27 protein-coding genes are annotated in these 26,280 nt (G+C 66.4%); 18 read left to right on the top strand and 9 right to left on the bottom strand.

What is annotated here, in order from left to right; all coding sequences use genetic code 11:
* Positions 1-2 precede the first annotated feature (2 nt).
* Both ald and AAEO60_RS15225 read left to right on the top strand, forming a co-directional pair.
* Positions 3-1,118, top strand: a complete 1,116-nt coding sequence (ald, locus tag AAEO60_RS15230) for an alanine dehydrogenase (RefSeq protein WP_341674565.1) — start codon at positions 3-5, stop codon at positions 1,116-1,118.
* 79 nt (positions 1,119-1,197) lie between these two features.
* Positions 1,198-2,934, top strand: coding sequence for a GGDEF domain-containing protein (locus AAEO60_RS15225; protein ID WP_341674564.1), 1,737 nt, complete (start codon positions 1,198-1,200; stop codon positions 2,932-2,934).
* Here AAEO60_RS15225 and AAEO60_RS15220 read toward each other — a convergent pair.
* On the bottom strand, positions 2,931-3,335 hold the full coding sequence (locus AAEO60_RS15220) for an acyl-CoA thioesterase (RefSeq protein ID WP_341674563.1): 405 nt from the start codon (positions 3,333-3,335) through the stop codon (positions 2,931-2,933). The genes AAEO60_RS15225 and AAEO60_RS15220 overlap by 4 nt on opposite strands.
* Positions 3,332-5,404, bottom strand: a complete 2,073-nt coding sequence (locus AAEO60_RS15215; protein WP_341674562.1) for a S9 family peptidase — start codon at positions 5,402-5,404, stop codon at positions 3,332-3,334. Before AAEO60_RS15215 ends, AAEO60_RS15220 begins: the two co-directional genes overlap by 4 nt.
* Positions 5,405-5,444: 40 nt before the next feature.
* Between AAEO60_RS15215 and AAEO60_RS15210 the strand changes: the two genes are divergently transcribed.
* The 5 genes from AAEO60_RS15210 to AAEO60_RS15190 all read left to right on the top strand — a co-directional run bounded on the left by AAEO60_RS15210 (position 5,445) and on the right by AAEO60_RS15190 (position 10,611).
* Positions 5,445-7,265 carry an aminopeptidase P family protein gene (locus tag AAEO60_RS15210; RefSeq protein WP_341674561.1) on the top strand — a complete coding sequence of 607 codons (1,821 nt, stop codon included), beginning with the start codon at positions 5,445-5,447 and terminating at the stop codon, positions 7,263-7,265.
* Positions 7,235-7,654 carry a cupin domain-containing protein gene (locus tag AAEO60_RS15205; RefSeq protein ID WP_341674560.1) on the top strand — a complete coding sequence of 140 codons (420 nt, stop codon included), beginning with the start codon at positions 7,235-7,237 and terminating at the stop codon, positions 7,652-7,654. Before AAEO60_RS15210 ends, AAEO60_RS15205 begins: the two co-directional genes overlap by 31 nt.
* A 200-nt stretch (positions 7,655-7,854) precedes the next feature.
* Positions 7,855-8,436, top strand: a complete 582-nt coding sequence (locus tag AAEO60_RS15200) for an EF-hand domain-containing protein (protein WP_341674559.1) — start codon at positions 7,855-7,857, stop codon at positions 8,434-8,436.
* Positions 8,436-9,170 (top strand): response regulator, encoded by a 735-nt coding sequence (locus AAEO60_RS15195; protein WP_341674558.1) that lies wholly within the window; start codon positions 8,436-8,438, stop codon positions 9,168-9,170. The genes AAEO60_RS15200 and AAEO60_RS15195 overlap by 1 nt, the downstream gene beginning before the upstream one ends.
* A gap of 22 nt (positions 9,171-9,192) precedes the next feature.
* Entirely contained in the window at positions 9,193-10,611 is a 1,419-nt protein-coding gene (locus AAEO60_RS15190) for a sensor histidine kinase (RefSeq protein WP_341674557.1), read from the top strand.
* A gap of 3 nt (positions 10,612-10,614) precedes the next feature.
* On the opposite strand, the gene AAEO60_RS15185 is transcribed toward AAEO60_RS15190, so the two are convergent.
* Positions 10,615-12,141, bottom strand: coding sequence for a helicase HerA-like domain-containing protein (locus AAEO60_RS15185; protein WP_341674556.1), 1,527 nt, complete (start codon positions 12,139-12,141; stop codon positions 10,615-10,617).
* A 329-nt stretch (positions 12,142-12,470) separates the two neighbouring features.
* Here AAEO60_RS15185 and pabB point away from each other — a divergent pair, with 329 nt between their 5' ends.
* From pabB to AAEO60_RS15140, 9 genes are all read left to right on the top strand, one after another.
* Positions 12,471-14,267 carry an aminodeoxychorismate synthase component I gene (gene pabB / locus AAEO60_RS15180; protein WP_341674555.1) on the top strand — a complete coding sequence of 599 codons (1,797 nt, stop codon included), beginning with the start codon at positions 12,471-12,473 and terminating at the stop codon, positions 14,265-14,267.
* The gene (locus tag AAEO60_RS15175; protein WP_341674554.1) at positions 14,264-15,442 is read left to right on the top strand and encodes a pyridoxal phosphate-dependent aminotransferase; all 1,179 of its coding nucleotides are present in this window, start codon (positions 14,264-14,266) and stop codon (positions 15,440-15,442) included. Before pabB ends, AAEO60_RS15175 begins: the two co-directional genes overlap by 4 nt.
* Entirely contained in the window at positions 15,439-16,095 is a 657-nt protein-coding gene (locus AAEO60_RS15170) for an RluA family pseudouridine synthase (RefSeq protein ID WP_341674553.1), read from the top strand. The genes AAEO60_RS15175 and AAEO60_RS15170 overlap by 4 nt, the downstream gene beginning before the upstream one ends.
* On the top strand, positions 16,095-16,499 hold the full coding sequence (arfB, locus tag AAEO60_RS15165; RefSeq protein ID WP_341674552.1) for an alternative ribosome rescue aminoacyl-tRNA hydrolase ArfB: 405 nt from the start codon (positions 16,095-16,097) through the stop codon (positions 16,497-16,499). The genes AAEO60_RS15170 and arfB overlap by 1 nt, the downstream gene beginning before the upstream one ends.
* 132 nt (positions 16,500-16,631) lie before the next feature.
* Positions 16,632-16,799: a 50S ribosomal protein L33 gene (gene rpmG, locus AAEO60_RS15160; RefSeq protein ID WP_119593273.1), complete on the top strand. Its 168-nt coding sequence runs from the start codon at positions 16,632-16,634 to the stop codon at positions 16,797-16,799.
* Positions 16,800-16,895: 96 nt separating this feature from the next.
* Positions 16,896-17,561 carry a LolA family protein gene (locus tag AAEO60_RS15155; protein ID WP_341674551.1) on the top strand — a complete coding sequence of 222 codons (666 nt, stop codon included), beginning with the start codon at positions 16,896-16,898 and terminating at the stop codon, positions 17,559-17,561.
* Between the two features lie 449 nt (positions 17,562-18,010).
* The gene (locus AAEO60_RS15150) at positions 18,011-18,799 is read left to right on the top strand and encodes an exodeoxyribonuclease III (RefSeq protein WP_341674550.1); all 789 of its coding nucleotides are present in this window, start codon (positions 18,011-18,013) and stop codon (positions 18,797-18,799) included.
* 32 nt (positions 18,800-18,831) lie between these two features.
* Positions 18,832-19,869, top strand: a complete 1,038-nt coding sequence (ribA, locus tag AAEO60_RS15145) for a GTP cyclohydrolase II (RefSeq protein ID WP_341674549.1) — start codon at positions 18,832-18,834, stop codon at positions 19,867-19,869.
* Positions 19,866-20,369, top strand: coding sequence for a GNAT family N-acetyltransferase (locus AAEO60_RS15140; protein ID WP_341674548.1), 504 nt, complete (start codon positions 19,866-19,868; stop codon positions 20,367-20,369). The genes ribA and AAEO60_RS15140 overlap by 4 nt, the downstream gene beginning before the upstream one ends.
* Here AAEO60_RS15140 and asd read toward each other — a convergent pair.
* From asd to recQ, 6 genes are all read right to left on the bottom strand, one after another.
* Positions 20,366-21,208 (bottom strand): archaetidylserine decarboxylase, encoded by an 843-nt coding sequence (asd, locus tag AAEO60_RS15135; protein ID WP_341674547.1) that lies wholly within the window; start codon positions 21,206-21,208, stop codon positions 20,366-20,368. The genes AAEO60_RS15140 and asd overlap by 4 nt on opposite strands.
* Positions 21,208-21,471 carry a DksA/TraR family C4-type zinc finger protein gene (locus tag AAEO60_RS15130; RefSeq protein ID WP_341674546.1) on the bottom strand — a complete coding sequence of 88 codons (264 nt, stop codon included), beginning with the start codon at positions 21,469-21,471 and terminating at the stop codon, positions 21,208-21,210. Before AAEO60_RS15130 ends, asd begins: the two co-directional genes overlap by 1 nt.
* Positions 21,472-21,532: 61 nt before the next feature.
* On the bottom strand, positions 21,533-22,519 hold the full coding sequence (locus AAEO60_RS15125) for a right-handed parallel beta-helix repeat-containing protein (protein WP_341674708.1): 987 nt from the start codon (positions 22,517-22,519) through the stop codon (positions 21,533-21,535).
* A 56-nt stretch (positions 22,520-22,575) separates the two neighbouring features.
* A complete protein-coding gene (locus AAEO60_RS15120) occupies positions 22,576-22,800 on the bottom strand; it encodes a type II toxin-antitoxin system antitoxin (RefSeq protein ID WP_341674545.1) in 225 nt (74 codons plus the stop codon).
* 21 nt (positions 22,801-22,821) lie between these two features.
* Positions 22,822-23,709: an SPFH domain-containing protein gene (locus AAEO60_RS15115; RefSeq protein ID WP_341674544.1), complete on the bottom strand. Its 888-nt coding sequence runs from the start codon at positions 23,707-23,709 to the stop codon at positions 22,822-22,824.
* 102 nt (positions 23,710-23,811) lie between these two features.
* Positions 23,812-25,596: a DNA helicase RecQ gene (gene recQ, locus AAEO60_RS15110; protein ID WP_341674543.1), complete on the bottom strand. Its 1,785-nt coding sequence runs from the start codon at positions 25,594-25,596 to the stop codon at positions 23,812-23,814.
* A 132-nt stretch (positions 25,597-25,728) separates the two neighbouring features.
* On the opposite strand from recQ, the gene AAEO60_RS15105 reads away from it, so the two are divergent.
* Together AAEO60_RS15105 and AAEO60_RS15100 are read left to right on the top strand one after the other, a co-directional pair.
* Positions 25,729-26,031: a hypothetical protein gene (locus AAEO60_RS15105; RefSeq protein WP_341674542.1), complete on the top strand. Its 303-nt coding sequence runs from the start codon at positions 25,729-25,731 to the stop codon at positions 26,029-26,031.
* The gene (locus AAEO60_RS15100; protein WP_341674541.1) at positions 26,028-26,249 is read left to right on the top strand and encodes a hypothetical protein; all 222 of its coding nucleotides are present in this window, start codon (positions 26,028-26,030) and stop codon (positions 26,247-26,249) included. The genes AAEO60_RS15105 and AAEO60_RS15100 overlap by 4 nt, the downstream gene beginning before the upstream one ends.
* The last annotated feature ends 31 nt before the right edge of the window (positions 26,250-26,280 follow it).

Below are 26,280 nucleotides of genomic sequence, written 5' to 3'. Positions count from 1 at the left end.
AAATGCGCATCGGTTGCCCCCGTGAAATCAAGAACCGTGAATACCGTGTCGGCCTGACTCCGGAGAGCGCCAAGGAACTGGTCGCCAACGGTCACGAAGTATGGATGGAGACCGGCGCTGGCGCCGGCATCGGTGCCTATGACGACCAGTACGTCGCCTGCGGCGCGAAGGTGATCGACAATGTCGCAGACATCTTCGCCGAGTGCGAGATGATCGTGAAGGTGAAGGAACCGCAGGCAGAGGAAATCGCCCGCCTGCGCGAAGGCCAGGTGCTCTATACCTACCTCCATCTGGCGCCCGATCCGGCACAGACCGAAGGGCTGGTGAAGTCAGGCTGCACGGCGATTGCCTACGAGACCGTCACCGGTCCGCGCGGCGGCCTGCCGCTGCTGAAGCCCATGAGCCAGGTGGCCGGACGCATGAGCATCCAGGCCGGCGCCAACGCGCTGGAGAAGGTCCACGGCGGCCGCGGCGTGCTGCTGGGCGGCGTGCCGGGCGTCATGCCGGGCAAGGTCGTGGTGATCGGCGGCGGCGTGGTCGGCTTCAATGCTGCGCAAATGTCTGCCGGGCTCGGTGCGGATACGGTGATCATGGATCTCAATCCCGAAGTGCTGGAGAAGGTCGGCACCCATTTCGAAGCGCGTGCAAGCACCCGTTTTGCCAGCAAGGCCAACCTCGAAGAGGCCGTGGCCGAGGCGGACATGGTCGTCGGTGCCGTGCTGGTGCCGGGTGCTGCCGCGCCCAAGCTGGTGAGCCGCGACATGCTCAAGACCATGAAGCCCGGCGCCGTGCTGGTGGACGTCGCCATCGACCAGGGCGGCTGTTTCGAGACGAGCAAGCCGACGACTCACGACGAGCCAACCTACGTGGTCGACGACATCGTGCACTACTGTGTCGCCAACATGCCGGGCGCGGTCAGCCGCACCTCCACCTACGCGCTCAACAACGTCACCCTGCCCCACGCCATCCGCATCGCCAACCTTGGCTGGAAGGAAGCCATGCGCCGCGATCCGCACCTCGCCCAGGGCCTCAACGTGCATGCCGGCCGTGTCACCTATCCCGCCGTGGCAAGCGAGTTGGGCTACGATCTACTTGAAATTACAGAGGTTCTTGCCTGATCGGGGCAATCCGGCGGTCCGGGGAATTCGCCGGCTGCCTTTAACCTAATCGCAGGTGCTGCTCGGCTAGGGTCGCCCTATGGATGGGTCCCCTGCCAAGTACCTGATGGCCTGCATGGCCATGCTCGCGACGCTGTTCGTCGCGCAGCCGCTGCTGGCGCAGGAACAGCAAAGCGGTTTCGCTCCGGGTTCGGTCTGCATCGTCGAGGCGCCGGGATCGGTGACCTACGCGGAGCTCGCGAGCGAGCCTTCCGCGTGGCGATGCGACGGTACCAGTCCCGAGAACTTCGACCGCCTCGCCTTGCGCTTCGACTTGCGTGACCGGGCTGCCGACGATCCTGCCCCCGGTTACTTGCGGCTGACCCGCTTGCACTTCGAGGAAATGCAGGTCGTTGCCATTGCCGCTGACGGGACCCAGGCGACCAGCACGGTCGCGCCCGACGACCTGCTGCCGGGGAGCAACCTGCGGGAAGCAGCCGTCGTCCTGCCCCGGATCGAGGCACCGCCAGTCGCCGTGGCGCTGATTGCGGACGGCGCGCCGTCGGCCGCAGCGCTCGCAGACGCGCAGCCTATGGCGGGCATCCCGGCGAAGCCGATCGCGGCCTACGAGCACCTGCTGGCAGCCCTGCTGTGCGGCCTCCTGCTGGCCCCGTTCTTCTTCGACCTCGGCTTCTACCGCGTGCTGCGGAGTGCCTTCCCACTCTATCATGCAGCCTTCTGCGTGCTGGCAGTATTGCAGACAGCAACCTTCTCGGGCCTGCTGCTGCTGTTGACCGATCTATCGATGGCCACCCAGCGGGTGATCGCAATCCTGTCCTTCGATTGCATGGTGGCCGCTGGAACGCTGTTGATCGTCGGCTTCGTGGAAAGGCATGTGTTCAGGCCCTGGCAGCGCAAGCTGCTGTTCGCGATGGCCGGCCTCACTGTTTCCCTGAGCGCTGTCGGGGCCTTTGGCCTGCCTGTATTCGGGGCGATCACGGCGCAGATCTACTATGCCGGCTACGTCGTCTATCTGGCCGCACTGGCCTATATCATGGCTTACGCCCTCCGCCGGGGCAGTGTGGCAATCCGCTGGATCCTGCTTTCCTACACGCCGTTGCTGCTGGTCGGCGTGTCCAATGTCGTCGTGGGGCTCACGGCACCAAACAGCACCCACCTCGACAACTACTGGCTGCAGAATATCGCACTGGCCTTCGAAGTCATCGTCACGGCCTATGCCGTTACGGACCGCTTCCTCAAGATCAAGAGTGAGCGCGACCTAGCGCGGTCACAACAGTGCGCCCTGGAGGACCTGGCTACCCGCGATCCGCTGACCGGACTTCTCAACCGCCGCGCCATCGACGAGCAATTCAACGACCTGCACCGCGCGGGCTACGACACCTTCGCGCTGATCGACCTCGACCATTTCAAGTCCGTCAACGACGCCTTCGGCCACCAGGTGGGCGACGCCGCCCTGCAAGCCGTCGCCAAGGCCCTGCAAAGCGATCCCGAGGCTCTCGCCATGAGGCTGGGCGGCGAGGAATTCCTCGTCCTGTTACGCGGAGACGATGCGACCGAACGCGCCGAGAAGCTGCGTCAGGCAATCACCATTCGCATTGCCCGCGAAGTCGTGGGGCTTGACCGGGTGGTCACCGCTTCGATGGGCATGGTTTCCTTCCCCCATACGGCGATGCCCAGTGCCGGGTTTGCCGACGTCTACGCCCGCGCTGACCAACTGCTCTACGAAGCCAAGGAACAGGGGCGCAACCGCACGGTCAGCGAACGCCTCAAGCTGTTTCGCCCCCGCAAACATTCCGAACGCCGCAGCGCCGCCTAGGGCGCGTCCGGCAGGAAGGGCGCGGCCACTTCCTGCGGCACGCGCATCAACCGCTGGCTGGCCTTGTCGACCATGGCCCAGGTAGTCTTGGCGCTCACCAGAATGCGGCCTTCCTCGTCAGTGAAGGTGAAATACCGGTCGAACCGCGCGCCGCGCGGCCCCTCGCGGATTTCCGTCAGGGCATTCACCGCCGCGCCTTCCTGCACGTTGCCGCGATAGTCGATCTCGTGCCGGGTCACGACCCAGACATAGGCCTCGACATGCTCGGGGAGGGCGTGGGCATTCCAGTGCGAGACCGCCAGCTCCTCCATCCAGCGCACCCAGACGGCATTGTTGACGTGGCCGTTGGCGTCGATGTGCTCGGGCTGCGCGGTGAAGGTGAGGGAGTAGCTCGAGCTCACTCCTCGATCCCCAGCTGCCACAGGATGAAGGCCACTTCTTCCGCCGTCTCCTTCAGCCCCTCGAAGCGGCCCGACTTGCCGCCATGACCAGCGCCCATGTTGGTCTTGAGCAGCAGCAGGTTGTCGTCGGTCTTGAGCTCGCGCAGGCGGGCGACCCATTTGGCGGGCTCCCAATAGGTGACGCGCGGATCGTTGAGGCCGGCGGTCACCAGCATCGGCGGATAGGCCTGCGCGGTCACATTCTCGTAGGGCGAGTAGCCAAGGATCAGCTCAAACGCTTCCTTGCTCTCGATCGGGTTGCCCCATTCGGGCCATTCGCCCGGCGTCAGCGGCAGGGTCTCGTCGAGCATGGTGTTGAGCACGTCGACGAAGGGCACGTGGGCGACAATCGCCCCGAACAGCTCGGGCGCCTGGTTGATCACCGCGCCCATCAGTTCGCCGCCCGCCGAACCGCCGCTGGCGCTGATCTTGCCCGGCGCCGTATGGCCCAGCTCGACCAGCCCGCGCGCGACGTCGACGAAGTCGTTGAAGGTATTCTCGCGCGCGGCCAGCTTGCCGGCGAGATACCAGTTGCGCCCCAGGTCGTCCCCGCCGCGGATATGGGCGATGGCATAGGCCATGCCCCGGTCGATGAAGCTGAACCGCGTGGTCGAAAAGCCCGGCGGCACAGCCAGGCCGTAGGCACCATAGGCATAGAGGTGCAGCGGGCCACCCCCTTCCGGATAGCGTTGGGCGCGATCCTTGCGCTGCACCAGCGTCACCGGGACCATGGTGCCATCACGTGCCGCGATATTCAGGCGCTCGACCTCGTAGAGCGAAGGATCGAACCCGCTGGGGATCTCCTGCACCTTGCGCACTTCCAGTTCGCGGCTGGCGACGTGGTAGTCGTAGACCGTGCCGGGCGTGATCGGGCTCTGGTAGCCGATCCGCAGCGTGTCCATCGCCCATTCGGGATTGTCGCCCAGGCCAGCCGAATAGCTCGCTTCGGGGAAGTCGACGGCCTCCACCCGTGCCGGGTCGTCGTAATAGCGCACCTGCACCTGGTCGAGGCCGTCCAGCCGCCCTTCGATGACGTAGAAATCGCGGAACAGGTCGAAGCCGGTCAGGTAGAAGTCGTCGGACCCCGCGACCAGCGTGGTCCACTCGCCCGGATCGCCCAGCGGAGCCGTGGCGAGGCGGAAGTTCACGTGCTCGTCGTTGGTCCAGATGTAGAGCGTGTCGTCACGAAAATCGGCGGCATATTCGACGCCGGTCTTGCGCGGCCTGACCATGCGCAGCGGCCCCATGGGATCGCCGATAGGCGTGAACATGACCTCGCTCGTCTCGTGGTCGCCGGTGGCGATCACCAGCCATTCGCGGTTGGAGCTGAGTTCCGGATGGGCGGTGAAACCCAGTTGTTCCTCGTGGTAGATCTCCACGTCGCCAGCGGGATCGCTGCCCATGGTATGCGCGAAAATGCGGTCCACACGCCACTGCTCGTTGGCGCGGCCATAGACGAGCACGGTGTCGTCCGCCGCCCAGACCAGGCCGGTGTTCACCCCCTCGATCCGGTCGGGCAGCAGCTTACCCGTCTCGGTATCGAGCACCTGCACCACGTAGCGTTCGGAGCCGTTGGTGTCGGTCGAATAGGCAATATAGCGCCCGCTCTCGCTGACCGAGATATCGCCGAAACTGAAGTATTCGAGGCCCTCGGCCAACGCCGGCCCGTCGAGGAACAGCTGCGCCTCGCCGCCCGCCACGGGACGGCGGTAGAACTTGCGATACTCGCCGCCCTGTTCGAATTCCGACCAGTAGACCCAGTCGCCATCCTTCTGCGGCACGGAGGAATCGTCTTCCTTGATCCGCGCGCGCATTTCCTTGAACAGCGCCTCCACGCGGTCCTTCTGGCCGCCCATCTGGGCCTCGAAGAAGGCGTTCTCCGCCTTGAGGTGATCCAGCACCTCCTTGTCCGTCACCTCGGGATATCCGGGATCGCGCAACCAGGCGTAGTCGTCGGTTACCGACAGGCCGTGATGGGACAATACGACGGGACGTTTGGCTGCCACGGGGGCACGGGTGGAATCGCTCATGGAAGCCGCCTATGTAGGCCCAAACGAAGGACTGCAAGCCATGCTGATGCACACACACGAAGCCCGCCTCGACGCTCTCAGGAAAGAACTCGCCCGCCGCGGACTGGACGGGTTCGTCGTCCCGATCAGTGACGAGCACCTGTCCGAATATGTCGGCGCCTATGCCCAGCGGCTCGGCTGGCTGACCGGCTTCGGCGGTTCGGCAGGCAGCGCCGCCGTGCTGGCACACCCGATCAACGGCAAGGGCGCGGCCATGTTCGTGGACGGGCGCTACACCCTGCAGGTGCGCGAGCAGGTGAGCGGCGAACTCTACGAGTACAAGTCGGTACCCGACGATTCGATGGGCGACTGGCTGGCCGAGAATGTCGGCGAAGGCGCAAAGATCGGCTTCGACCCGTGGATCCATACCCGCGGCTGGGCCAAGGGCGTGGCAGAAAAGCTGAAAGAGGTCGGCGCGGAACTGGTTCCGGTCGACGGCAACCCCATCGACGCCGTCTGGGAAGACCAGCCCGCCCCCTCGCCCGCCGAAGCCTATGTGCAGGACGACAAGCTGGCCGGTCGCAGCAGCGCCGAGAAGCGCGCCGAGATCGCCGAATGGCTGGGCAAGAACAAGCTCGATGCCGTGGTCATCAGCGCGCTCGATTCGGTGGCCTGGACGCTCAACATCCGCGGGGCCGACGTCGATCACACCCCGGTCGCGCTGTCCTACCTGATGGTGCAGTCGGACGGCACGGCGGACTGGTTCATCGCGCCCGAGAAGGTGACGCCCGCAGTGGCGCAGGCCCTGGGCAATGCCGTGCGCATCCGTCCGCGTGACGAGTTCTCCGCTGCTTTTGCCGAGCTGGCAGGCAAGCGCGTGGCGGCTGACCCGGCGCGCTCTGTCGCGGCCATTTTCGAACGGCTCGACGAGGTCGGCGCCGAGATCGTCACCAAGGACGATCCGACCGTGCTGCCCAAGGCGATCAAGAACGAGGCCGAACAGCAGGGCCATCGCGACGCACAGGAACGCGACGGCGCGGCCATCGCCAAGTTCCTCCACTGGCTGAGTGTCGAGGCCCCCAAGGGCGGCGTCGACGAGCTGTCTGCTGCGGCGCAGTTGCACGAATTCCGCAAGGAGAGCGACCTGCTGCGCGACCTTTCCTTCGACACCATTTCCGGCGCCGGCCCCAACGGTGCCAGCCCGCACTACCGCGTCGATGAAGAGAGCAATATCCCGCTCAAGCCCAACAGCGTCTACCTCGTCGACTCGGGTGGCCAGTACCCTGACGGCACGACCGACATCACCCGCACGATCTGGGTCGGCCCCGACAGCCCGCCCGACGAGGTGTGTGACCGCTTCACCCGCGTGCTGAAGGGCCATATCGCGCTCGACATGCAGACCTTCCCGCCGGGCACGCCGGGCTCCGCGCTCGACACGCTGGCACGCCAGCACCTGTGGATGGCAGGCCTCGACTATGCCCATGGCACCGGCCACGGCGTCGGCGCCTTCCTCGGCGTCCACGAAGGCCCGCAGCGCATCGCCAAGGGTCGTGGCGCGCAGGCCGGAACCGACCAGCCGCTGATGGCGGGCATGATCCTTTCCAACGAGCCGGGCTACTACAAGGCGGGCACCTACGGCATCCGCATCGAGAACCTGGTGCTGGTGAAGGACGTCGAGATCGAGGGCGCCGAAGGCAAGTGGCTGGGCTTCGAAACGCTCACCTTCGCCCCCATCGACAGGACGCTGGTGAAACGCGAACTGCTGTCGCCCGCCGAGATCGACTGGTGGAATAGCTATCACCAGCGCACCCGCGACCTGCTGGCCCCGCAGCTGGAAGGGGCGGACCTCGCATGGCTCGAAGCGGCCTGCGCGCCACTGTGACGAAACGGCGGCTGGACGAGCACTGGATCCACCTGGGTCTGGGCGCGACTGCCGAACCGCAGCCGCCTTTCGACGGCATGGAATGGTATGCCGACTACGGCGCCCGCAACGCTGCCGACGGCACCGAGGGTCGCCTCGTCTCGCAATACCGCTTCACCGAAGACTGGCCGATGTGGGAAATGCATCCCGAAGGTGCCGAAGTCGTGGTCTGCACCGCTGGATCGCTCACGCTGATCCAGGAGATCGACGGGGAAGAGCTTCGCAACACGATCACGCCGGGCGAATATGTCATCAACCCGCCGGGCGTCTGGCATACCGCCGATATTACCGGAGAAGGCGAGGCCTTGTTCATCACGGCTGGGGCAGGCACCCAGCACCGTCCGCGCTGAGCCCGGCGGATAAGCCGCCGATGAACGGCGCTCTCCGCCAGCGACAAACTGCGACAAATCTTGTCCTTCCGGGCATAATGCTGCGACAAGACAGGCCTAGAAACGGCGTTGAGAGTGACGAGACGCCGACTTACTCCTCCCTCCCCCCTTCAAGCCGGCGTTTCGTTGCTCTACCAGTTGATCCCAACGGAGAACGCGAGATGATAAAGACCCTTTTCCTGGCCGCCGCAACGTCCGCGCTGCTGCTTGGCGCGCCCTTTGCCGCTAACCCTGCCGCCGCGCAGGACCGTCCGCAACGCGGTGCCGATATTACCCGCGCCGATGCCGAGGCGCGTGCCGCATCCGCCTTTGCCCGCATGGATGCCAATGGCGACGGCCTGCTCGATGCCGCCGATCGTGAAGCCCGTGCACATGCCCGCTTCGCCCGCATGGATGCTGACGGCAACGGCCAGGTCAGCTTCGAGGAAATGCAGGCGGCCCGCGAAACCCGCCGTGAAGCCATGCAGGAACGTCGCGGTGAAGCTGGCGAACGCCGCGGTCGCCGTGGTGCCCAGCGGATGGCCATGCGCGGTGCCGGTCCCCACATGATGGGCCAGCGCCTGCAGCAGGCAGACACCGACGGTGACAATGCCGTGAGCCAGGCCGAATTCACCGCCGCAGCGCTTGCCCGCTTTGACCGCGCCGATACCAACAACGACGGCACCGTGACCGCCGAGGAACGCCGCGCCCAGCACGCCGAGCATCGCGGTCGCATGGGTGACCGGCGCGGTGCCAACCGCTAATGGCAGACGAGCAGGTCCAATTGCTGCTGGTCGATGACGAGGCCAGCCTGCGTGAACCCCTGGCCGACTACCTGTCGCGCCAGGGTTTCGCGGTTACGCAAGCCGAAAGCGCCGCGAAAGCGCGTTCGGTGCTGCTCGATTCCAACCCGGACCTGGTCCTGCTCGACATCATGATGCCGGGCGAAGACGGTATTTCGCTCTGCCGCCACCTGGTCGAAAGCAGGAGCCTGCCGGTGATCTTCCTCACGGCCAAGGGCGAGGCGATGGACCGTATCGTCGGCCTCGAAATCGGCGCGGACGACTATGTCGTGAAGCCGTTCGAGCCGCGCGAGCTGGTGGCCCGCATCCGCTCGGTCCTGCGCCGCGCCAGCAAGGGCAGCTCCCCTGCCCGCGACCAGGACGCCCATTACGAATTCGATGGCTGGCTGCTCGATCCGCTAAAGCGCCGCCTGACCGACCCCGAAGGCACCGTAGTGCCGATCTCCTCCGCCGAATTCCGCCTGCTGGTGGCCCTGCTCGACCATCCCAAGCAGGTGATGGACCGCGACAAGCTGCTCGACATGGTACAGGGCCGCGAGGCGCACCTGTTCGACCGCGCGGTCGACAACCAGGTCAGCCGCCTGCGCCGCAAGGTGGAGGAAGACAGCCGCGATCCCAAGCTGATCCAGACCGTCTGGGGCGGCGGCTACCGCCTCGCCTGCGACGTGCGCCGCTTCGTCCCCGAAGAAGGCTGAGACAGGACTTAAGGGACTCCAGATGCGCCGCTTCCTGCCCAAGAGCCTGCATGGCCAGATGCTGCTGTCGGTGGCGCTCGCGCTGCTGGTGGCACAGACCATTTCGGCCGTCCTGCTCTACCGCGCGCAGCAGGCGCGCAACGAGTTCGGCACCGCCAATGCCCTTGCCTACCAGCTGGTCGCCGAACCGCGCATCGACGTGCGCGTGGAAGAAGCGCGCGACGGACGCCGCGAAGGTCGCCGTGGCGGTCGCCGCCCGCGCGTCCTGCGCATGCAGTCCAGCGAGGACGATCCGCTGCTGGCCGGCGAACGCCGCCAGCCGCGCCGCGAGCAGTTGCTGCACGAACTGCTGGAAGACCAGGGCGTCGAGATCGAAGAACTGGTGGTAACCAGCCGCAGTGTCACCGACGATCCGTTGGTGCAGGCAGCCATGCGCGACCGGCCGGTCTGGCGCGGCCCGCCCGAATGGGAGGGCTCCGAGCTGCTCGTGGCCGGCCTCAAGCGGGCAGGCGACGATCGCTGGCTGATCGCCCGCGCCCCGCTGCCGCGCCCGGATTCGAACGCCTTGCGCGGGGTCATCATGCAGACCATGATCCTCTACCTCGTACTCGTCGGCGGGCTCGCCCTGCTGCTGCGCCGGATCAGCCGCCCGCTGGCCACCCTGACGCGGCGCGTCGAGAGCTTCGGCGGCGGCGGCCCCGCGCCCGAACCGATGGAACCCTCCGGCCCCGACGACACGCGCCGGCTGATCACCGCGCACAATGCCATGGAAGCGCGCATTGCCGGACTGCTGGACGAGAAGGACGTCATGCTCGGCGCCATCGGGCACGACCTCAAGACCCCGCTCGCCGCCTTGCGGGTGCGCATCGAGAGCGTCGAGGATGACGACGAACGATCGCGCATGGCGCAGACGATCGAAGACATCACCTCGACTCTCGACGACATCCTCTCGCTCGCCCGCGTCGGCCGCCCGAGCGACCCGCTGGAACGCACCGAACTTTCGGCGCTGGTGGCCAGCGTGGTCGAGGAATACGAGGACATGGGTGAACCCGTCGAGCTCGGGAAGACGGAGCGCATCGCCAGGCTGGTACGTGCCACCTGGCTGCGCCGCGCGATCCGCAACCTCGTGGGCAACGCGCTACGCTATGGCCAGGAGGCCCGCATCAGCGTGGCTCGCGAGGACGACGCTGGCCGTTCGTGGGCAGTGATTCGCGTTGCCGACAACGGTCCCGGGATTCCCGAAGACCAGATCGCCGGCATGCTGGAGCCTTTCACCCGCGGTGAAGGATCGCGCAGCCGCGAGACCGGTGGTGCAGGCCTCGGCCTGACGCTGGCCCGCGCGATTGCCGAACAGCACGGCGGCACCTTGTCGCTGATCAACCGGATCGGCGAAGACGGCGGTGTCGATGGCCTGCTGGCGGAAATACGGCTTCCGCTCTAACCCCTATCTCATCAACCCGCCGACGATGTTGCGTACGAAGGCGTTGAGCCCCGTGCGCAGCGGATCGGCGCGGGAGCGACGACCGGTCGCTGCCGCCACGGCGACCGTGGCCAGCGAGCCCGCAGCAGCGCGCAGTCCGCTCTTGCCCGCCCGTTCCCACAGCGAGGGCGACTTGCGTTCGCGCTTGCGCACCTCTTCCTCGCCCTTTTCCTCGACCTCTTTCGCGGTTTCGGCGGCATCGGCGGCCTTCTGCGCCAGCACTTCTTCGGCGCTCTCGCGGTCGACTAGCGTATCGTACTTGCCGTCGACCGGGCTCACCGACTGGATGATCGCGCGTTCCTTCCTGGTCAGCGGGCCGAGGCGGCTGCGCGGGGGCTTGATCAGCGTGCGCTGGACAATTGTCGGTGCACCGTCCTCGTCCAGCGTCGAGACCAGCGCCTCGCCCACGCGCAGTTCGGTGATGGCTTCCTCGACGTCGAGATCGGGATTGATGCGGAAGGTCTCTGCCGCCGCCTTGATCGCCCGCTGGTCTCGCGGGGTGAAGGCGCGCAGGGCGTGCTGCACGCGGTTGCCCAGCTGGCCGGCCACCTCTTCCGGGACGTCGATGGGGTTCTGCGTCACGAAGAACACGCCCACGCCCTTCGACCGGATCAGGCGCACCACGCGTTCGATGGTGTCCTGCAGGGCCTTGGGGGCATCGTCGAACAACAGGTGGGCCTCGTCGAAGAAGAACACCAGCCTGGGCTTCTCCGGGTCACCCACTTCGGGCAGGCTTTCGAACAGTTCGGCCAGCAGCCACAGCAGGAAAGTGGCGTAGAGCTTGGGGCTGCGCATCAGCTGGTCTGCGGCCAGCACGTTGACATAGCCGCGTCCCTGCTCGTCCACTTTCAGGAAATCGCTGATCTCCAGCGCGGGCTCGCCGAAGAACTTGTCCGCGCCCTGCGATTCGAAGCTGAGCAGCTGGCGCTGGATCGCGCCGACGCTGGGCTTGGTGACATTGCCGTACTTGCCCGACAGTTCCGACGCGTTCTCCGACGCCCAGGACAGCATTGACTGCAGATCCCCGAAGTCGAGCAGCAGCAGGCCGTTCTCGTCAGCATGGCGGAACACGATCTGCAACACGCCTTCCTGCGTCTCGTTGAGATCGAGCAGGCGGGCGAGCAGCAGCGGGCCCATTTCGGAAATGGTGGTGCGGATCGGGTGGCCCTGTTCGCCGTAGAGGTCCCAGAACACCACCGGGTTATCCGAATAGGCATAGTCGTCCATGCCCAGTTCCTTGGCCCGGCCTTCCAGCTTGTCGGCATGCTTGAACGTGGGCGAACCGGGCATGGCGATACCGGACAGGTCACCCTTCACGTCAGCCACGAACACCGGCACGCCATTGGCGGAAAAGCTCTCTGCCATGCCCTGCAGGGTCACCGTCTTGCCGGTACCGGTCGCCCCCGCGATCAGCCCGTGGCGGTTGGCGCGGCCAAGGTCCAGCGCCTGGCGGTTACCATCCAGGTCATTGCCAAGAAAAATGTCCGCCATCGAATTCCTTACCGTTTCACATGTTGCCGGATTTTCGTGGTGACCTTAAGGCCCAGTTCCTGCCCCTGCAACGGTCGTGACGGAGCGAATTTCGCCGCTTGGCGAGGAATGAGAAGCGAGCGATGCCGAAGCATCGTGAGCGCCGAATGACGCTGCAAAGTGGCGAAATTCGCCCGCCACAAAGGGGTCGTCAATAGAGGCCCGGCGGACGTCGTCGATTGCTTGCGCGTAGAACCCGCTACGCGACTACGCTGCTCTCCTAGCCGACGGGCCTCTATTGACGATCACGGCCATTGCAGGGGCAGGAACTGGGCCTTAGAGCGGAGCCGATGGATGGCAAGTCCCCCTTCGTGCTGCTCGACGACGCGCGCGCCAGTGGTGCGAGCGATGCCCACTATTTTGCCGATCCTGCCGAAGTCTTCATTGCCCGCCGCGCCGAGGAGGTGATGGACGTGCTCGCCGCCGCCGAAGCCGCACGCGTCGCCACTGGCAAGCACCTGGCAGGCTACCTCGCTTACGAGGCAGGACTGGCGCTGGAAGACCGGCTGCTGCCGCTTGCTGCGGCTCGCAGCGGGGCGACCGGTCCGCTGGTCTGGCTCGGCCTGTTTGGCGATCCCGAGATTATCCCGGCGGCAGACATGCCCCGGTGGCTGGCGGACCGTTCGACTGGCGAGGCCAGCATCGGCCCGCTCGATCCGCAGGTCAGCACCGGCGCCTATCTCGACGCCTTCAACACGCTGCAGGAAGCCATCCGTGCGGGCGATATCTACCAGGCCAACCTCACCATGCCGCTGGCCGGCCCGGCGCGCGGCGATCCGCTGACGCTTTACGCGAAGATCCGCCCCACCGCTGCGGCAGGCTATGGCGGGCTGGTGTTCGACGGATCGGACTGGCTGCTGTCGTTCAGCCCCGAGCTGTTCTTTGCCCTGCGCGGCTCTGCCGCCAAGGTGAAGCCGATGAAGGGCACGCGCCCGCGCGGCGGGACCGAGGCGGAAGACGCGGCGCTGGCCGACGAGCTCAGCCAGTCGGTGAAGGACAAGGCCGAGAACCTGATGATCGTCGACCTCATGCGCAACGACCTGTCGCGCGTGGCGCAGGCGGGCACGGTGCGGGTGGAACATCCCTTCGCGGTCGAGACCTATCCCACGCTCCACACGATGACGACCACCGTGCTGGCGGACCTGATGGAGGACAAGGGCGCGATCGACATGCTGCACGCCCTGTTCCCTTGCGGATCAATCACCGGCGCGCCGAAGATCCGCGCCATGGAGCTGATCGACGAGGTCGAACGCGATGCGCGCGGCCCCTATTGCGGCGGGATCGGGCGGATCGACGTCAATGGCGATGCCGCCTTCAACGTCGGCATCCGTACCATCCGCCTGACCCCGGGCGAGAACCTCAAGCACAAGGCCGTGCTGGGCGTGGGCGGCGCGATCGTTGCCGATTCTGACGGCATGGAAGAATGGCGCGAGTGCCTGGTGAAGGGCGCCTTCGTGCGCGGTGCAGCGGGCGGGCATGACCTGATCGAGACCATGCGGTTCGACCCCCACGAAGGCATGCCGCACCTCGAACTGCATCTCGAACGGATGAAGGCCAGCGCCGCCGAACTGGGCTTTTCCTTCGACCGCCACGAGACGCGCAACCGCATCCAGGCGCTGTGCTTCGAGCTGGACAGGCCCGCCAAGCTGCGCCTCGTCCTCGCCCGTTCGGGCGCGGTGACGCTGGAAACGCAGCCCATGCCCGCACCGCTGGCTGACCCCGCGCCTTGCGTGGTCCTGCCGCATCCCACGGTGCCGCACGACTGGCGCCTGCGGCACAAGAGCAGCGACCGCGGCTTCTACGAGGCTGCCCTCGACGTGGCCAAGGGCGTCGGCGCGGTGGAGGCGATCCTCGTGCGCGACAATGCCGTGATCGAGGGCTGCTGGACCAATGTCTTCGTCGAGCGCGACGGCATGCTGCTCACCCCGCCCTTGGCGCTGGGCCTGCTGCCGGGCGTACTGCGCCGCGCGCTGATCGACGAAGGCCGCGCGCAGGAAGCTCAGCTGACGCTGGACGACCTCGAACAAGGTTTCCTCATCGGCAACGCGCTGCGCGGCCTGATGCCCGCAACGCTGCGCGTGCCATGAAGGTGCAGCACCTCAGCCAGGCGCTGCAGCGCATCGAGGCGTCGCCCACCACGGCGATGACCGACCGCGCCAGTGAGCTGCGCGCCGAGGGGCGCGACATCATCTCGCTCAGCGTCGGGGAGCCGGACTTCCCCACCCCGCCGCACGTGATCGAGGCTGCCAAGGCCGCGCTCGATGCGGGCGATACGCGTTACACGCCGGTGGTCGGCACTGCCGCCTTGCGCAAGGCCGCCGCGCTGCACTTCGAGCGCGACCTCGGCATTGCCACCGATCCCTCGCGCGTGATCGTCACCGCCGGCGGCAAGCAGGCGATCTTCGAGGCGCTGGCCGCCACGGTCAGCGCCGGCGACGAGGTGATCGTGCCTTCGCCCTGGTGGGTCAGCTATCCGCAGATGGTGCGCTTCTGCGGTGGCACCGTGGCCCCGCTGCGCACCAGTGCGCGCAACAACTTCCGTTTCTCGCCCAGCGAGCTGGAAGCGCTGATTACCCCGCGCACCAACTGGCTCATGCTCAATTCGCCCGGCAACCCGACCGGCGCGGTCTTCCCGGCAGACATGCTGCGCGGCATCGGTGACGTACTGCGCCGCCACCCTCAGGTACTGGTGCTGTCGGACGATATCTATTCGCCGCTGATCTATACCGAGGCACCCCACGCCACCTTGGCGGTGGAATGCCCGGACCTGGCGGACCGCATCTGCACCGTCTCCGGCGTTTCCAAGAGCCACGCCATGACCGGCTTCCGCATTGGCGTTGCCACCGGTCCGGACTGGCTGGTGAAGGCCATGGGCAAGTTGCAGAGCAATTCCAGCGGCAACCCCGCCAGTATCAGCCAAGCCGCCGCCGTGGCCGCCTTCGAAGGCCCGCAGGACTTCCTTGCCGACTGGCGCGAGGCCTTCCGCCGCCGCCGCGACCTGGTGGTCGCGCGCGTCAACGCCATTCCCGGCCTGTCGACACCGGTGCCCGACGGTGCCTTCTACTGCCTCGTCGATGCGGCCCCGCTGATGAACCGCTTCGGCGGTGATGATGGCAAGCTGGCGCTGCACCTGCTCGACCACGGCGTGGCGACCGTTGCGGCCAGCGCCTTTGGCGGCAAGGACGGCTTCCGCATAAGTTTTGCCGCAGATGAAGCAGTGCTGGTTGAAGCGCTGGACCGTATCGATAAGGCCCTCGCATGACCAACATTCCCATCCTCTTCGAAGACGGCGAAGCGCTCGTCATCGACAAGCCCGCGGGCCTGCCGATCGAGACGCCGCGCAAGGGCGGCCCCGCGCTCGAGGACCATCTCGATTCGCTCAAACTCGGCTTCCAGCGCGCGCCCATGCCGGTGCACCGGCTCGACACCGATACCTCTGGCTGCCTGCTGCTGGCGCGCAATCCCAAGGCGCTGAAGCGCTTCAATGCCGCCTTCGAGGCCAAGCTCGTCCAGAAGACCTACCTCGGCATTGTCGCCGGGCCGGTCGAAGACGAGGAAGGCACCATCGACATCGCGCTGACCAAGATCAGCAGCGAGGCCAAGGGGTGGCGGATGATCCCGGCGAAGAAGGGCAAGCCCTCGATCACCCACTGGACCAAGCGCAAGGAGCTGGAAGGCGGCCTCACGCTGGTGGAATTCCGCCCGGAAACCGGCCGCACCCACCAGATTCGCGTCCATGCCGAACACACCTTTGCCCGCTCGCTGCTGGGTGACCCCGTCTATGGCCACAAGGACGGGCGCGTCACCCGCACCATGCTGCACGCCAGCAAGCTGGTGGTGCCGCGCGAAGGCAAGCCCGACATTATCGCCGAAGCCCCGCTACCGGCAGACTTCGTGGCCCTCGGAGCCGAGTGATGGGCGCTATCCTCGACCGGGCGAATGCCATTGCCGAGGAAAGCTTCATCGCCGCGTCCGGCCCCGGCGGGCAGAACGTCAACAAGGTGGCGACCGCAGTACAACTGCGGGTGAACATCTATGCCCTCGCCCTGCCGCCGCGCATTTTCCACCGGTTGAAAGATATCGCCGGCAACCGCCTCAACCAGGCGGGCGAGATCGTGCTCGACGCGCGCAACCACCGCACGCAGGAAGCGAATCGGCGCGAGGCGCGGGCACGGCTGGCGGAAATGATCGAAGCGGCCTGCCGCGAACCGAAGAAACGCGCCAAGACCCGCGTCAATCGCGTCGGCAAGGCCAAGCGCCTGCAATCAAAGAAGGCCCACGGGCAGAAAAAGGCCCTGCGCGGCAAGGTCGACCTCTAGCGGTGGGCACCCTCAGCGCTTGACTTTCGGGTGATTCTCCACCATTGGCGCGCCCTTGAAGGGCGGCGCGCTGCGTCGCCTGTGTTATTTCGGGCCGCTGTGGCCCCTCACGAGACATTTGAAGGCAAGACCATGGCGAAGCCCGCAACCATCAAGATCCGCCTGAACTCGACCGCTGGCACGGGCCACTTCTACGTGACCAAGAAGAACCCGCGTAACCACACGGAAAAGTTCACCTTCCGCAAGTACGATCCCGTCGCGAAGAAGCACGTCGAGTACAAGGAAGGCAAGATCAAGTAAGAGGCCTGCCGGTCCGCTTGATCGCGCGACTTATGAACGTGGGGAACCACCCGGGTTCAGTGACAGTTCAACGCCTCGACACTAGATGATGAGGCTATGAACCGCGTGAAATCACTCATTCGCAAGCCCGTGACCGCCGCTATTGTCGGCGCCATGGCTGTTGCCATCCCCGCTTCGCTGGCCGTGCCCACCGCACCGCTGGCGGCCCAGAGCGGCGCTAACCAGCTCGACCGCGCCACCCGCGCGCTACGCGCCATCACCACGATGCGCGCCGACTTCACCCAGGAAGACCGGCAAGGCAACGTGGTCTCCGGCGAGCTGACGCTGAAGAACCCCGGCAAGATCCGCTTCGAATATTCGGATGACGTGAACATGCTGGTGGTGTCGAACGGCAGCGCGCTTTCGATCATCGACTACGAGGTCAACCAGGTCGAACGCTATCCCATCGGTGACAGCCCGCTGGGTGCCCTGCTCGATCCCGACCGCGACATGCGCCGCTACGGCACGCTGCAGGAAAGCCGCGCGGGCGTGGTCAGCATCATGGTCGATGATCCGGACCGTCCGGAGTTTCCGGCGATCACGCTCATCTTCCAGGAAAACGGTGCTGCGCCCGGTGGCTTGCAACTGGTCGCCTGGGTGGCGCTCGACAGCCAGAACCAGCGCACCACGGTGCGCCTGCGCAACCACCGTTACGGCATGAGCGTGTCGGACAGCGAGTTCCGTTTCCGTGATCCGCGCCGGACCAGTCGTCGTCCGGGATAAACAGCCTGTAGCCGAGATGTTGTAAATTTACGACAAGACGGTGTCGATATTCATTGGCGAGACAGCCCCCAACCCCTAGATTCCTGCACATAGATGCGCGGTGAGGCGGGTTTCCCCCCTGTTGCCCTGATCCTCGATAAAGCCGACATCTTGTGAAGCGTGACGAACGCTTAAAAACGAAACCCCCGTCGCACATGCCCCCGCGACGGGGGTTTTTTTGTCTGGTGTTTGGATTTCTTGCCGGCTCACGCCGGTGCGCAGCCATATCCATGGCGGCTCGGTGCCGGCCCGACTCCCCCTCCCAACCACCCGATACCGTATCGGAGAATGATCGGGTGGTTGGGAGGGGGAGTCGGGCTGGAACCGCAAGGGAGGAGCGGAGGCCCCGACCGCACCAAACAGGAGAGTCCCACCTTGCCGCTCTCGGGTCGCCCCCCTAAAGCCGCCACATGATCTCTGTCGCTACCTGGAACATCAATTCCGTCCGCCTGCGCATGCCCCTTGTCGAGCAGTTCCTGAAGGAAGCTGCGCCCGACGTGCTGTGCCTGCAGGAAATCAAGTGCCAGGAGCACCAGTTCCCCGCCAAGGCCTTTGCCGAGCTGGGCTACGAGTACCAGGCGATCCACGGGCAGAAGGGCTACCACGGCGTCGCCACGGTCAGCCGCTTGCCGATGAGCGAGTTCTCGCGCCACGACTGGCAGGACAACGGCGAGGCGCGGCACGTGGGCGTGGAGATACCCTCGGCCGGCGGGCTGGTGCTGGAAAACGTCTACATCCCCGCAGGCGGCGACGTTGCCGACCGCGAGGTGAACCCCAAGTTCGGCCAGAAGCTGGATTTCCTCGAACGGATGACGCGCTGGTCGGAAAAGATCGACCGGCCCACGCTGCTGGTGGGTGACTTCAACGTGGCCCCGCTCGAATGCGACGTCTACGATCACAAGGCGCTGCTCAAGGTGGTCAGCCACACGCCGCTGGAAGTGGAGACGCTGGGCCAGCTGCAGGCCGCGCACGACTGGGTCGACCTGGGCCGCAAGCATATCCCCGCGCCGGAGCGGAACTACTCGTGGTGGTCCTATCGCACCTACTGGCAAGGCAAGGATCGCGGGCGGCGGCTCGATCACATGTGGGCCTCGCCCGATCTCGCCGCGCAGAGCCGCGCACACCGCATCGCCGAACACACCCGCGACTGGGAAAAGCCCAGCGACCACGTGCCGCTGATCACGGAGTTCGACGTCTGAGCGACCTGGCCGCCTCGTCCCCTGAACGGCGCGTGGCGCAGGCGGTCGACGCCTTGCGGCACGGCTGGCCGATCAAGGTGGGCGATGCGCCGGTGCTGCTGCCGGTGGAAACCGCTTTCGCCAGTGCCGCGAAGTCCGATCGCATGCTGATCTCCGCCGCGCGGGCAGAGACACTCAAGCTCACCAACCAGCGAGCGGCGGCGGACGGTCACTCGCCCGTCCTCATGCGCGCTGCCGACCCGCTCGATATAGCCAATGCCCTGCCGGTTGCCGATCCAGCACTCGACAGCGTCAACCCGCTGAAGGGCCCGTTCCTGGCCGAGCAATTGGAATGGATGACGGCAGCCAAGGTCGCGCTGGAACTGGCGCGCATCGCGGGCGTCTTGCCCGCTTTCCTCGTCGATCCCGATCCGCAGGGTGAACCCGTGGCGCTCAAGTCGGTGGACCTCGCGGCATGGAAGAACCCGCAGACCCTCGCCATCGCCACCCGCGCCCGCCTGCCCATCGCGGCAGAGGAAGAAGCCGAGATCGTCGTCTTCCGTGCGCCGGGCGACATGCGCGAACACGTGGCACTGGTGCTGGGGGATCGCTCGCTCGATTCGGTGCCGCTGGTGCGGTTGCACTCCGAATGCCTGACCGGCGACATCTTCGGCAGCCTCAAGTGCGACTGCGGCCCGCAACTGGATGCGGCGCTGGCCGCCATGGCAGAGGCCGGCCGCGAAGGCGGCTGGGGCGTGCTGCTCTACATGCGGCAGGAAGGGCGCGGCATCGGCCTCGTCAACAAGCTGCGCGCCTACCGCCTGCAGGACGAAGGCGTCGACACGCTGGAAGCCAACCGCCGCCTCGGCCTGCCCGAGGAAGCGCGCGACTTCCCGCTTGCCGCGCGCATGCTCGACCTGCTGGGGATCGCCGAAGTGCGGCTGATGACCAACAACCTCGAAAAGGTGGTGGCGCTGGAAGATGCCGGGGTGAAGGTCAGCGAACGCGTGGCGCACCAGTTGCCCGCCAACCCGCACAACACTCGCTACCTCGCCACCAAGCGCGACCGCGCGGGCCACCTGCTGACGTGAGCTGGACGATACGAGAGGAGCGAACTGGCGACGAGGAGGCTATCCGCTCCGTGGTCGATGCGGCCTTTGAGGGTCTTCCCTATTCCGACGGTGACGAGGCCGACATGATCGATCGCCTGCGCCGGGACGGCGACCTGCTGCTGTCGCTCGTGGCGGTCGAAGACGGCGAAGTGATCGGCCAGGTGGCCTATTCCGCCGCAGGCCTCTCGAACGGCGAGGAAGGTTGGATGGTTGTCGGCCCGATCGCCGTGTCACCTGCCCATCAGGGCAAGGGCATCGGACGCGCCCTGATGGAAGCAGGCGAAGCGGCCATGCGCGAGCGCGGTGCCAAGGGCATTACCGTCTTCGGCGATCCGGCTCTCTACGGCCGGTTCGGTTACAGGCAGTACACGCCCATGACGCAGGCAGGAGAGCTGGGTGAATACCTCCAGGTGAAGAGCTTCGGGGCGGAGATCCCGGCAGCCGAAATCCGCTACGCGCCCGGCTTCGGCTTCGACTAGAGCCAGCGCCCCAGCGCCTGCCCCATCCGCACCGGATCGCCTGCCTGCAAGTTCCCCAGCCATTCGACGCGGCCCGGTTCGAACAGCAGCACGGCGGTGGAGCCGAGGAAGAAGCGGCCCATTTCATCGCCGGCGGCAAACCGGTGCTGCCCCTCGGCAAAGTCCTGCGCCTTCAGTGTGGGTGCATGGGCCTCTACGCGGCCCTGCCAAACGGTCTCGACCCCGGCGACGATCATCGCTCCCACCATGACATTGGCGAACATGCCGTGCGGCCCGTCGAACAGGCAGGCGAGACGTTCGTTGCGGGCGAACAGGCCGTCGACATTCTCCGCCGTCACCTGGTTCACCGAGAACAGTTCGCCGGGAACATAGCGGGTGGAGCGCAGCTCCCCGCCCGCAGGCATGTGGACGCGGTGATAGTCCTTCGGGCTGAGATAGATCGTGGCAAAGCTGCCGCCGGCAACGCGTGCCGCCGCTGCCTCGTCGCCGCCCAGCAATTGTGCCGCGGTGAAATGGCGGCCCTTGGCCTGGAATATGCGCCCGTCCTCGATCCGCCCGATCTGGCTGATCGTTCCATCGGCGGGGGAGAGCACGTGTGTCGCCGCGTCAGCCAAGGGCCGCGCACCAGGTTTCAGTTCGCGGGTGAAGAAGTCGTTGAAGCTGGCATAGGCCTCGATCGGCCGCGCTGCCTCGCTCATGTCGACGTCGTAAGCGGCGGCAAAGCGGCGGATAAGCCGATCCTTCAGCCACGGCCTTTCGCTATCGGCAAACTTGCCCGCAAGGCGCGAGACGGCATGGTGCGGCAGGGCGTGCTGGAGCCAGATAAAGGGACTCGCCATCAGCGCAGCTGGCTATCCTTGGAGCCGCGCCGGTTGATGGTGGAGTGCTTTACCGCGCTGTCGCGTCCCGATTGGCACGCAACGCAGGTGCGCACGCCGGGCACGGCCTCGCGCCGCTTCTGCGGGATGTCCTCGCCGCAGATGTCGCAGTATTCCGCACTCTCGCCCTGCGGCAAGCGCGCGCGGGCGGCAGCGACAGCGTCGTTCACCGTATCGTCGATCTGGTCCTGAACCGCGCCATCGCGCGACCATCCGCCTGCCATGCAAAGCCTCCTAGTGGGAGCAATGGCCTAGCAGGTCGGTGCGTTCCCGCCAAAGGGCGCTTTAGCGGATGACTTCGTAGCCCGTCAGGCGGCGGTCGAGGCGGTTTTCGCCCACGCCGCGCATGTCGCCCGACCAGTCGGCCACGAAGATCGAGTTGCGGTCCACCCCCGTCGCGAAACGCGCATCGTTGCCGACCACGCTCAGCGCCGAACTGTCATGCTGGCGACCTTCGGCGGCGACAGCGATGAAGGCGGCGTAGTTTTCCTTGTCCTGCCCCTGCACGAACCAGTTGTTGCTGATCTGGCCCGAGGCGCCGCCCGGCAGGTCGATCATGTAATTGGTGCCGCGTCCGTGGGCATCGTCGAAGCTGGAACTGGCGATGTCGACGCGGATCGCGCGGGCCTTCACGTAGTGGCCGCCGCGCCCTTCCTCGAAACGGCTGCGGGTGATGCGGACGTGGCCGTATTCGCCGGTGTAGATCGAGTGCGCACAGCCGCCCGAACCCTCGCAGGTGCCGAGGCGGGTGAAGGTGGAGCGGTCGATCACCAGCTGGCCGGTGGGGTCGTCGTGGGTGAGGATGCCCTGCTGGCTGTCACGGAACCACGACTGGGCCACGGTCAGGTTGCCCTGTTCCAGCCGGATACCGGCACCGTTGTAGTCCGGCACGCGCATGTTCTCGAACACCAGGCCGGCGACTTCGGCGCTGCGGCCGCGCAGCACGAGCGCCGCCTTGCCTTCGCAGGTGACGCCATCGAAAACGACCGAGCCCGGCTCGGTAGCGAGGTAGGAGATCTGGCCAGCTTCCTGCACGGCGCACTGTTCGTAGCGGCCCGGCGCGATGGCGATGGTTCCGCTGGCACCGCCGATGGCGTTCACCGCATCCTGCAGCCGGTCATAGCCGCGCCCCGTCTCGACCACGGTGAAGCTCGCAGCGCGGTCCTGCGCCAGCAGCGTCGCCGTCGGAACGGCGGCAACGGCAAGCGCGGCCACTGCACCTGCAAGTCGGAGCGAAAGGCGCGGGGAAAGCGGGCGTACGGCGTGGGTCATCATGCCCGCAGCCGTAGCGAAAAAGGGTTAATGGCCCGCAAAGGAGCGCCGGGGACCTACCCTTCCTTCGGCGGGCGGCCACGGCGCGGCCGCTCCGACAGCGGCACCTTGATGCCGCGCTTCGCCAGCGCCTCTCGCAACAGCACCTCGATCTCGGCATTCACCGAGCGCAGCTCGCCTGCGGCAAGGCGCTCCACTGCATCGTGGAGCGCCGGGTCGAGCCGCAAGGCGAAGGCCTTCTTGGCCACTTGGTTGGCAGGTTGCTTCTTGGGGGCGGCCATGGCTGCCTCCTGGTATTGCTACTACTGGTACAGCGAACCGGCGTTGACGATCGGCTGGGTCTCGCGGTCACCGCAGAGCACCACCATCAGGTTGGACACCATGGCGGCGCGCCGCTCGTCATCCAGCTGGACAATGCCGTCTGACGACAGTTTCTCCAGCGCGTCCTCGACCATTCCGACAGCGCCCAGCACCACCTTCTTGCGCGCGGCGATCACCGCGTCGGCCTGCTGGCGGCGCAGCATGGCCCCGGCGATTTCGCTGGCATAGGCAAGGTGCGTCAGGCCCGCTTCGTCGACCACGATACCGGCCACGGCGAGGCGCTCGTTAAGCTCCACCTGCAGTTCCGTGTTCACCACATCGGGGCTGCCGCGCAGCGTGGTTTCACCTTCCTCGAAGTCGTCATAGGGATGGCGCGCACCGACCGTGCGCAGGCCGGCCTCGATCTGGATGTTCACGAATTCCTTGAAGTCGTCGACGTCGAACACCGCCTGCGCCGTGTCCTTCACGCGCCAGACGACGTTACAGGCGACGTCGATGGGATTGCCGCGCTTGTCGTTGATCTTCACCCGTTCCGAATGGATGTTGTGCGCGCGGACGGAGACCTTCTTCTTGCCCATCCACGGCCAGACCCAGCGCAGGCCTTCGCTGCGATCGGTGCCGCGGTATTCCCCGAACAGGGTGATCACCGCGCCCTGGTTGGGCTGGATCATGTAGAAGCCGATCCACGCAATCAGCGAAACGAACAGGCCAACGATGGCACTGATAATCATCACCGGCGAGCCACCGGCGTCGACGGTGCGAATCCCACCGATCAGTGCCGCCAGCGACACCGTGGAAATTGCCAAGGCCACCACCAGCATCAGGTATCCGTTATAGCCGCTGGCAGGCGTCTCCTTGCTGCGCGCCATGGGAATATGCTCCTCACTCATCGTCGATCTCCTGTCCGTTTAATATGATATCATATTTATATCATATCGGGCGATTTTCAAGGAGATTCGGATGGGGCGCGGTCAGTTCTCGCGGATCACCCTGAGGAAGGGTTCGGCGTAAGCCTCCAGCTTCTTGGCACCGACGCCGGGGATTTCCGCCAGTTCGGCGCGCGAGGCGGGGCGCTGGGCAGCCATGGCGCGCAGGGCGGCATCGTGGAACACCACGTAGGGCGGCACGCCTGCCTCGGCGGCGAGGTCGCGGCGCAGTTCGCGCAGGGCATCGAACAGCGGATCGCCGACCGGGTTGGGCGTGGTGTCGCCACGCCGCTTGCGACTGCGCGTTCGTTCGGGCGGCTTGCTGATGGCGATCTTGATCGCCCCACCCAGGATATCGCGCACGTCGCCAGCCAGCTTCAACCCGCCATGGTCGGTCTGGGCCAGGTGGCCGCGAACCTGCAAGGCGCGCACCACTGGCTGGAGCAGCCGCGACTCTTCCTCTTCGACAATGCCGAAGACCGACAGCTGGTCATGCCGCTTGCTGCGCACCCGCTCGTCATCCGCGCCGGTCAGCACCTTCTGCACATGACCGAAGCCATAGCTCTGGCCCGTCCGGTAGACGGCGGACAGCACTTTCTGCGCCAGCACGGTGACGTCGATCATCTCCGGCGCCTCGAGGCAGTTGTCGCAATTCCCGCAGGTCTCGGGCGGATGCTCGCCGAAGTGGCGCAGCAGTACGGCGCGGCGGCAACCCGGCGTCTCGACCAGCCCCGCGAGGGCATCGAGCCGCTGGCGTTCGCCTTGCTGACGCTCCGCGTCGACCTCGCCGATGCGCATGCGGGCCTGGGCAAAGTCGCCCGCGCCCCACAGCATCAGGGCCACGGCAGGATCACCGTCGCGGCCCGCGCGGCCCGTTTCCTGGTAGTAGGCCTCTATCGACTTGGGTACACCGGCATGGGCGACGAAGCGCACGTCGGGCTTGTCGATGCCCATGCCGAAAGCGATCGTGGCGACCATCACCATGTCCTCGCTGGAGACGAAGGCGGCCTGGTTGGCGGCGCGCTCTTCCGGCGGCAGGCCCGCGTGATAGGGCAGCACGGGGCGGCCCGTGGCGCTGGCGAGTTGTTCGGCCAGAGCCTCCACCTTCTTGCGCGTGGGGGCGTAGACGATTCCGGGTCCGGTCTGTTCGTCGCAGAGCTGCGCCAGCTGCCGTCCCAGCGCATCGCGCGGGCGGATGGCGTAGCGGATGTTGGGCCGGTCGAAGCCCGCAATCACCAAGCCCTCTTCCGGGATGCCGAGCTGGGTGAGCACGTCGCCGCGCGTATGCGCGTCCGCCGTTGCCGTCAGCGCGAGGCGCGGCACATGGGGGAAGGCGTCCATCAGCGGGCGCAGCTGGCGATAGTCGGGGCGGAAATCGTGGCCCCATTCCGAAACGCAATGCGCCTCGTCGACGGCGAACAGGGCGAGCTTGGTCGAGCCGAGCAAGTCGCGGAAGCCGGGCTGGCTGGCGCGTTCGGGGGCGACATAGAGCAGGTCCAGTGCACCCGCGCGGAAGGCGTCGAGCGTCTCGCGCCAGTCGGCATCGGCGCTGGTCAGCGTCGCGGCACTGATGCCGTTGGCGCGTGCGGCGCGCAGCTGGTCGTGCATCAGCGCGATCAGCGGGGAGATCACCACGCAGGTGCCGTCGAGCATGGTGGCGGGCAGCTGGTAGGTCAGCGACTTGCCCGCGCCCGTCGGCATGACGGCCAGCGTCGATTGCCTCGCCAGCACGCGGGTGATCACGTCTTCCTGCCGCCCGCGGAAGTCGGCAAAGCCGTAGATCCGGCGCAGCGCCTCGCGCGCTTCCTCGATTTGCGGGGATTCGACCATGGCCGGTTCTGTGGCAGGTCGCAGCCCGCGCGCATACCATCGATTTGGCCATTTCCACGCGTCTCGCGCTCGGCTAAGTTCCGCAGCCTTTACAAGACGGGGGAATGGCCCCGCTGCCATGAGGAAGAGACCATGAAGAAGATTGCCCTTGTCGCCACCGCCGCCGCCTTTGCACTGGCTGCCTGCGGGGAAACCACTGACGCTTCGGAAGACGCGATTGCCGACAGTGTCGAAGTGCCCGCCGACGATGCGATGGCTGACGCGCCCGATCCGGTGATGGACGAAGACGCCATGACGGACGAGGAAGTCGACGCCGAAATGGACGCCAATGAAGCGGTGGCCGAAGAAGCCGGCGACGCGGCACAAGCCACTGTCGACGATGCACTCTCCGCTGCCGAGGCAGCGCAGGACACCATGGAAGACGCGGCGGAATGATCGCGATGCGCGGCAAGTGCAGGCTCGGCGCGCCGCTTGGCGCACTGGCTGCACTTGCCGCGCTCGCCGCCTGCGACGATGGCGACGTGGCCAATGGCCCTGCGACGATGAGCAAGGGCGAGGCCGCTGCCCTCGCCGATGCGGAGGAGATGCTCGACGAGCGCCCCTCACCCGATGCGGCAGAGGAAGTCCCTCCCGCCGAGGATGGTAACGAATGAAACTGGATTGCTGCCGCGCGGCGTGGTAATG

The organism is Aurantiacibacter gilvus (assembly GCF_038289935.1).
Taxonomy (GTDB): Bacteria; Pseudomonadota; Alphaproteobacteria; order Sphingomonadales; family Sphingomonadaceae; genus Alteraurantiacibacter; species Alteraurantiacibacter gilvus.
This window is presented reverse-complemented; position numbering and strand designations above follow the sequence as displayed.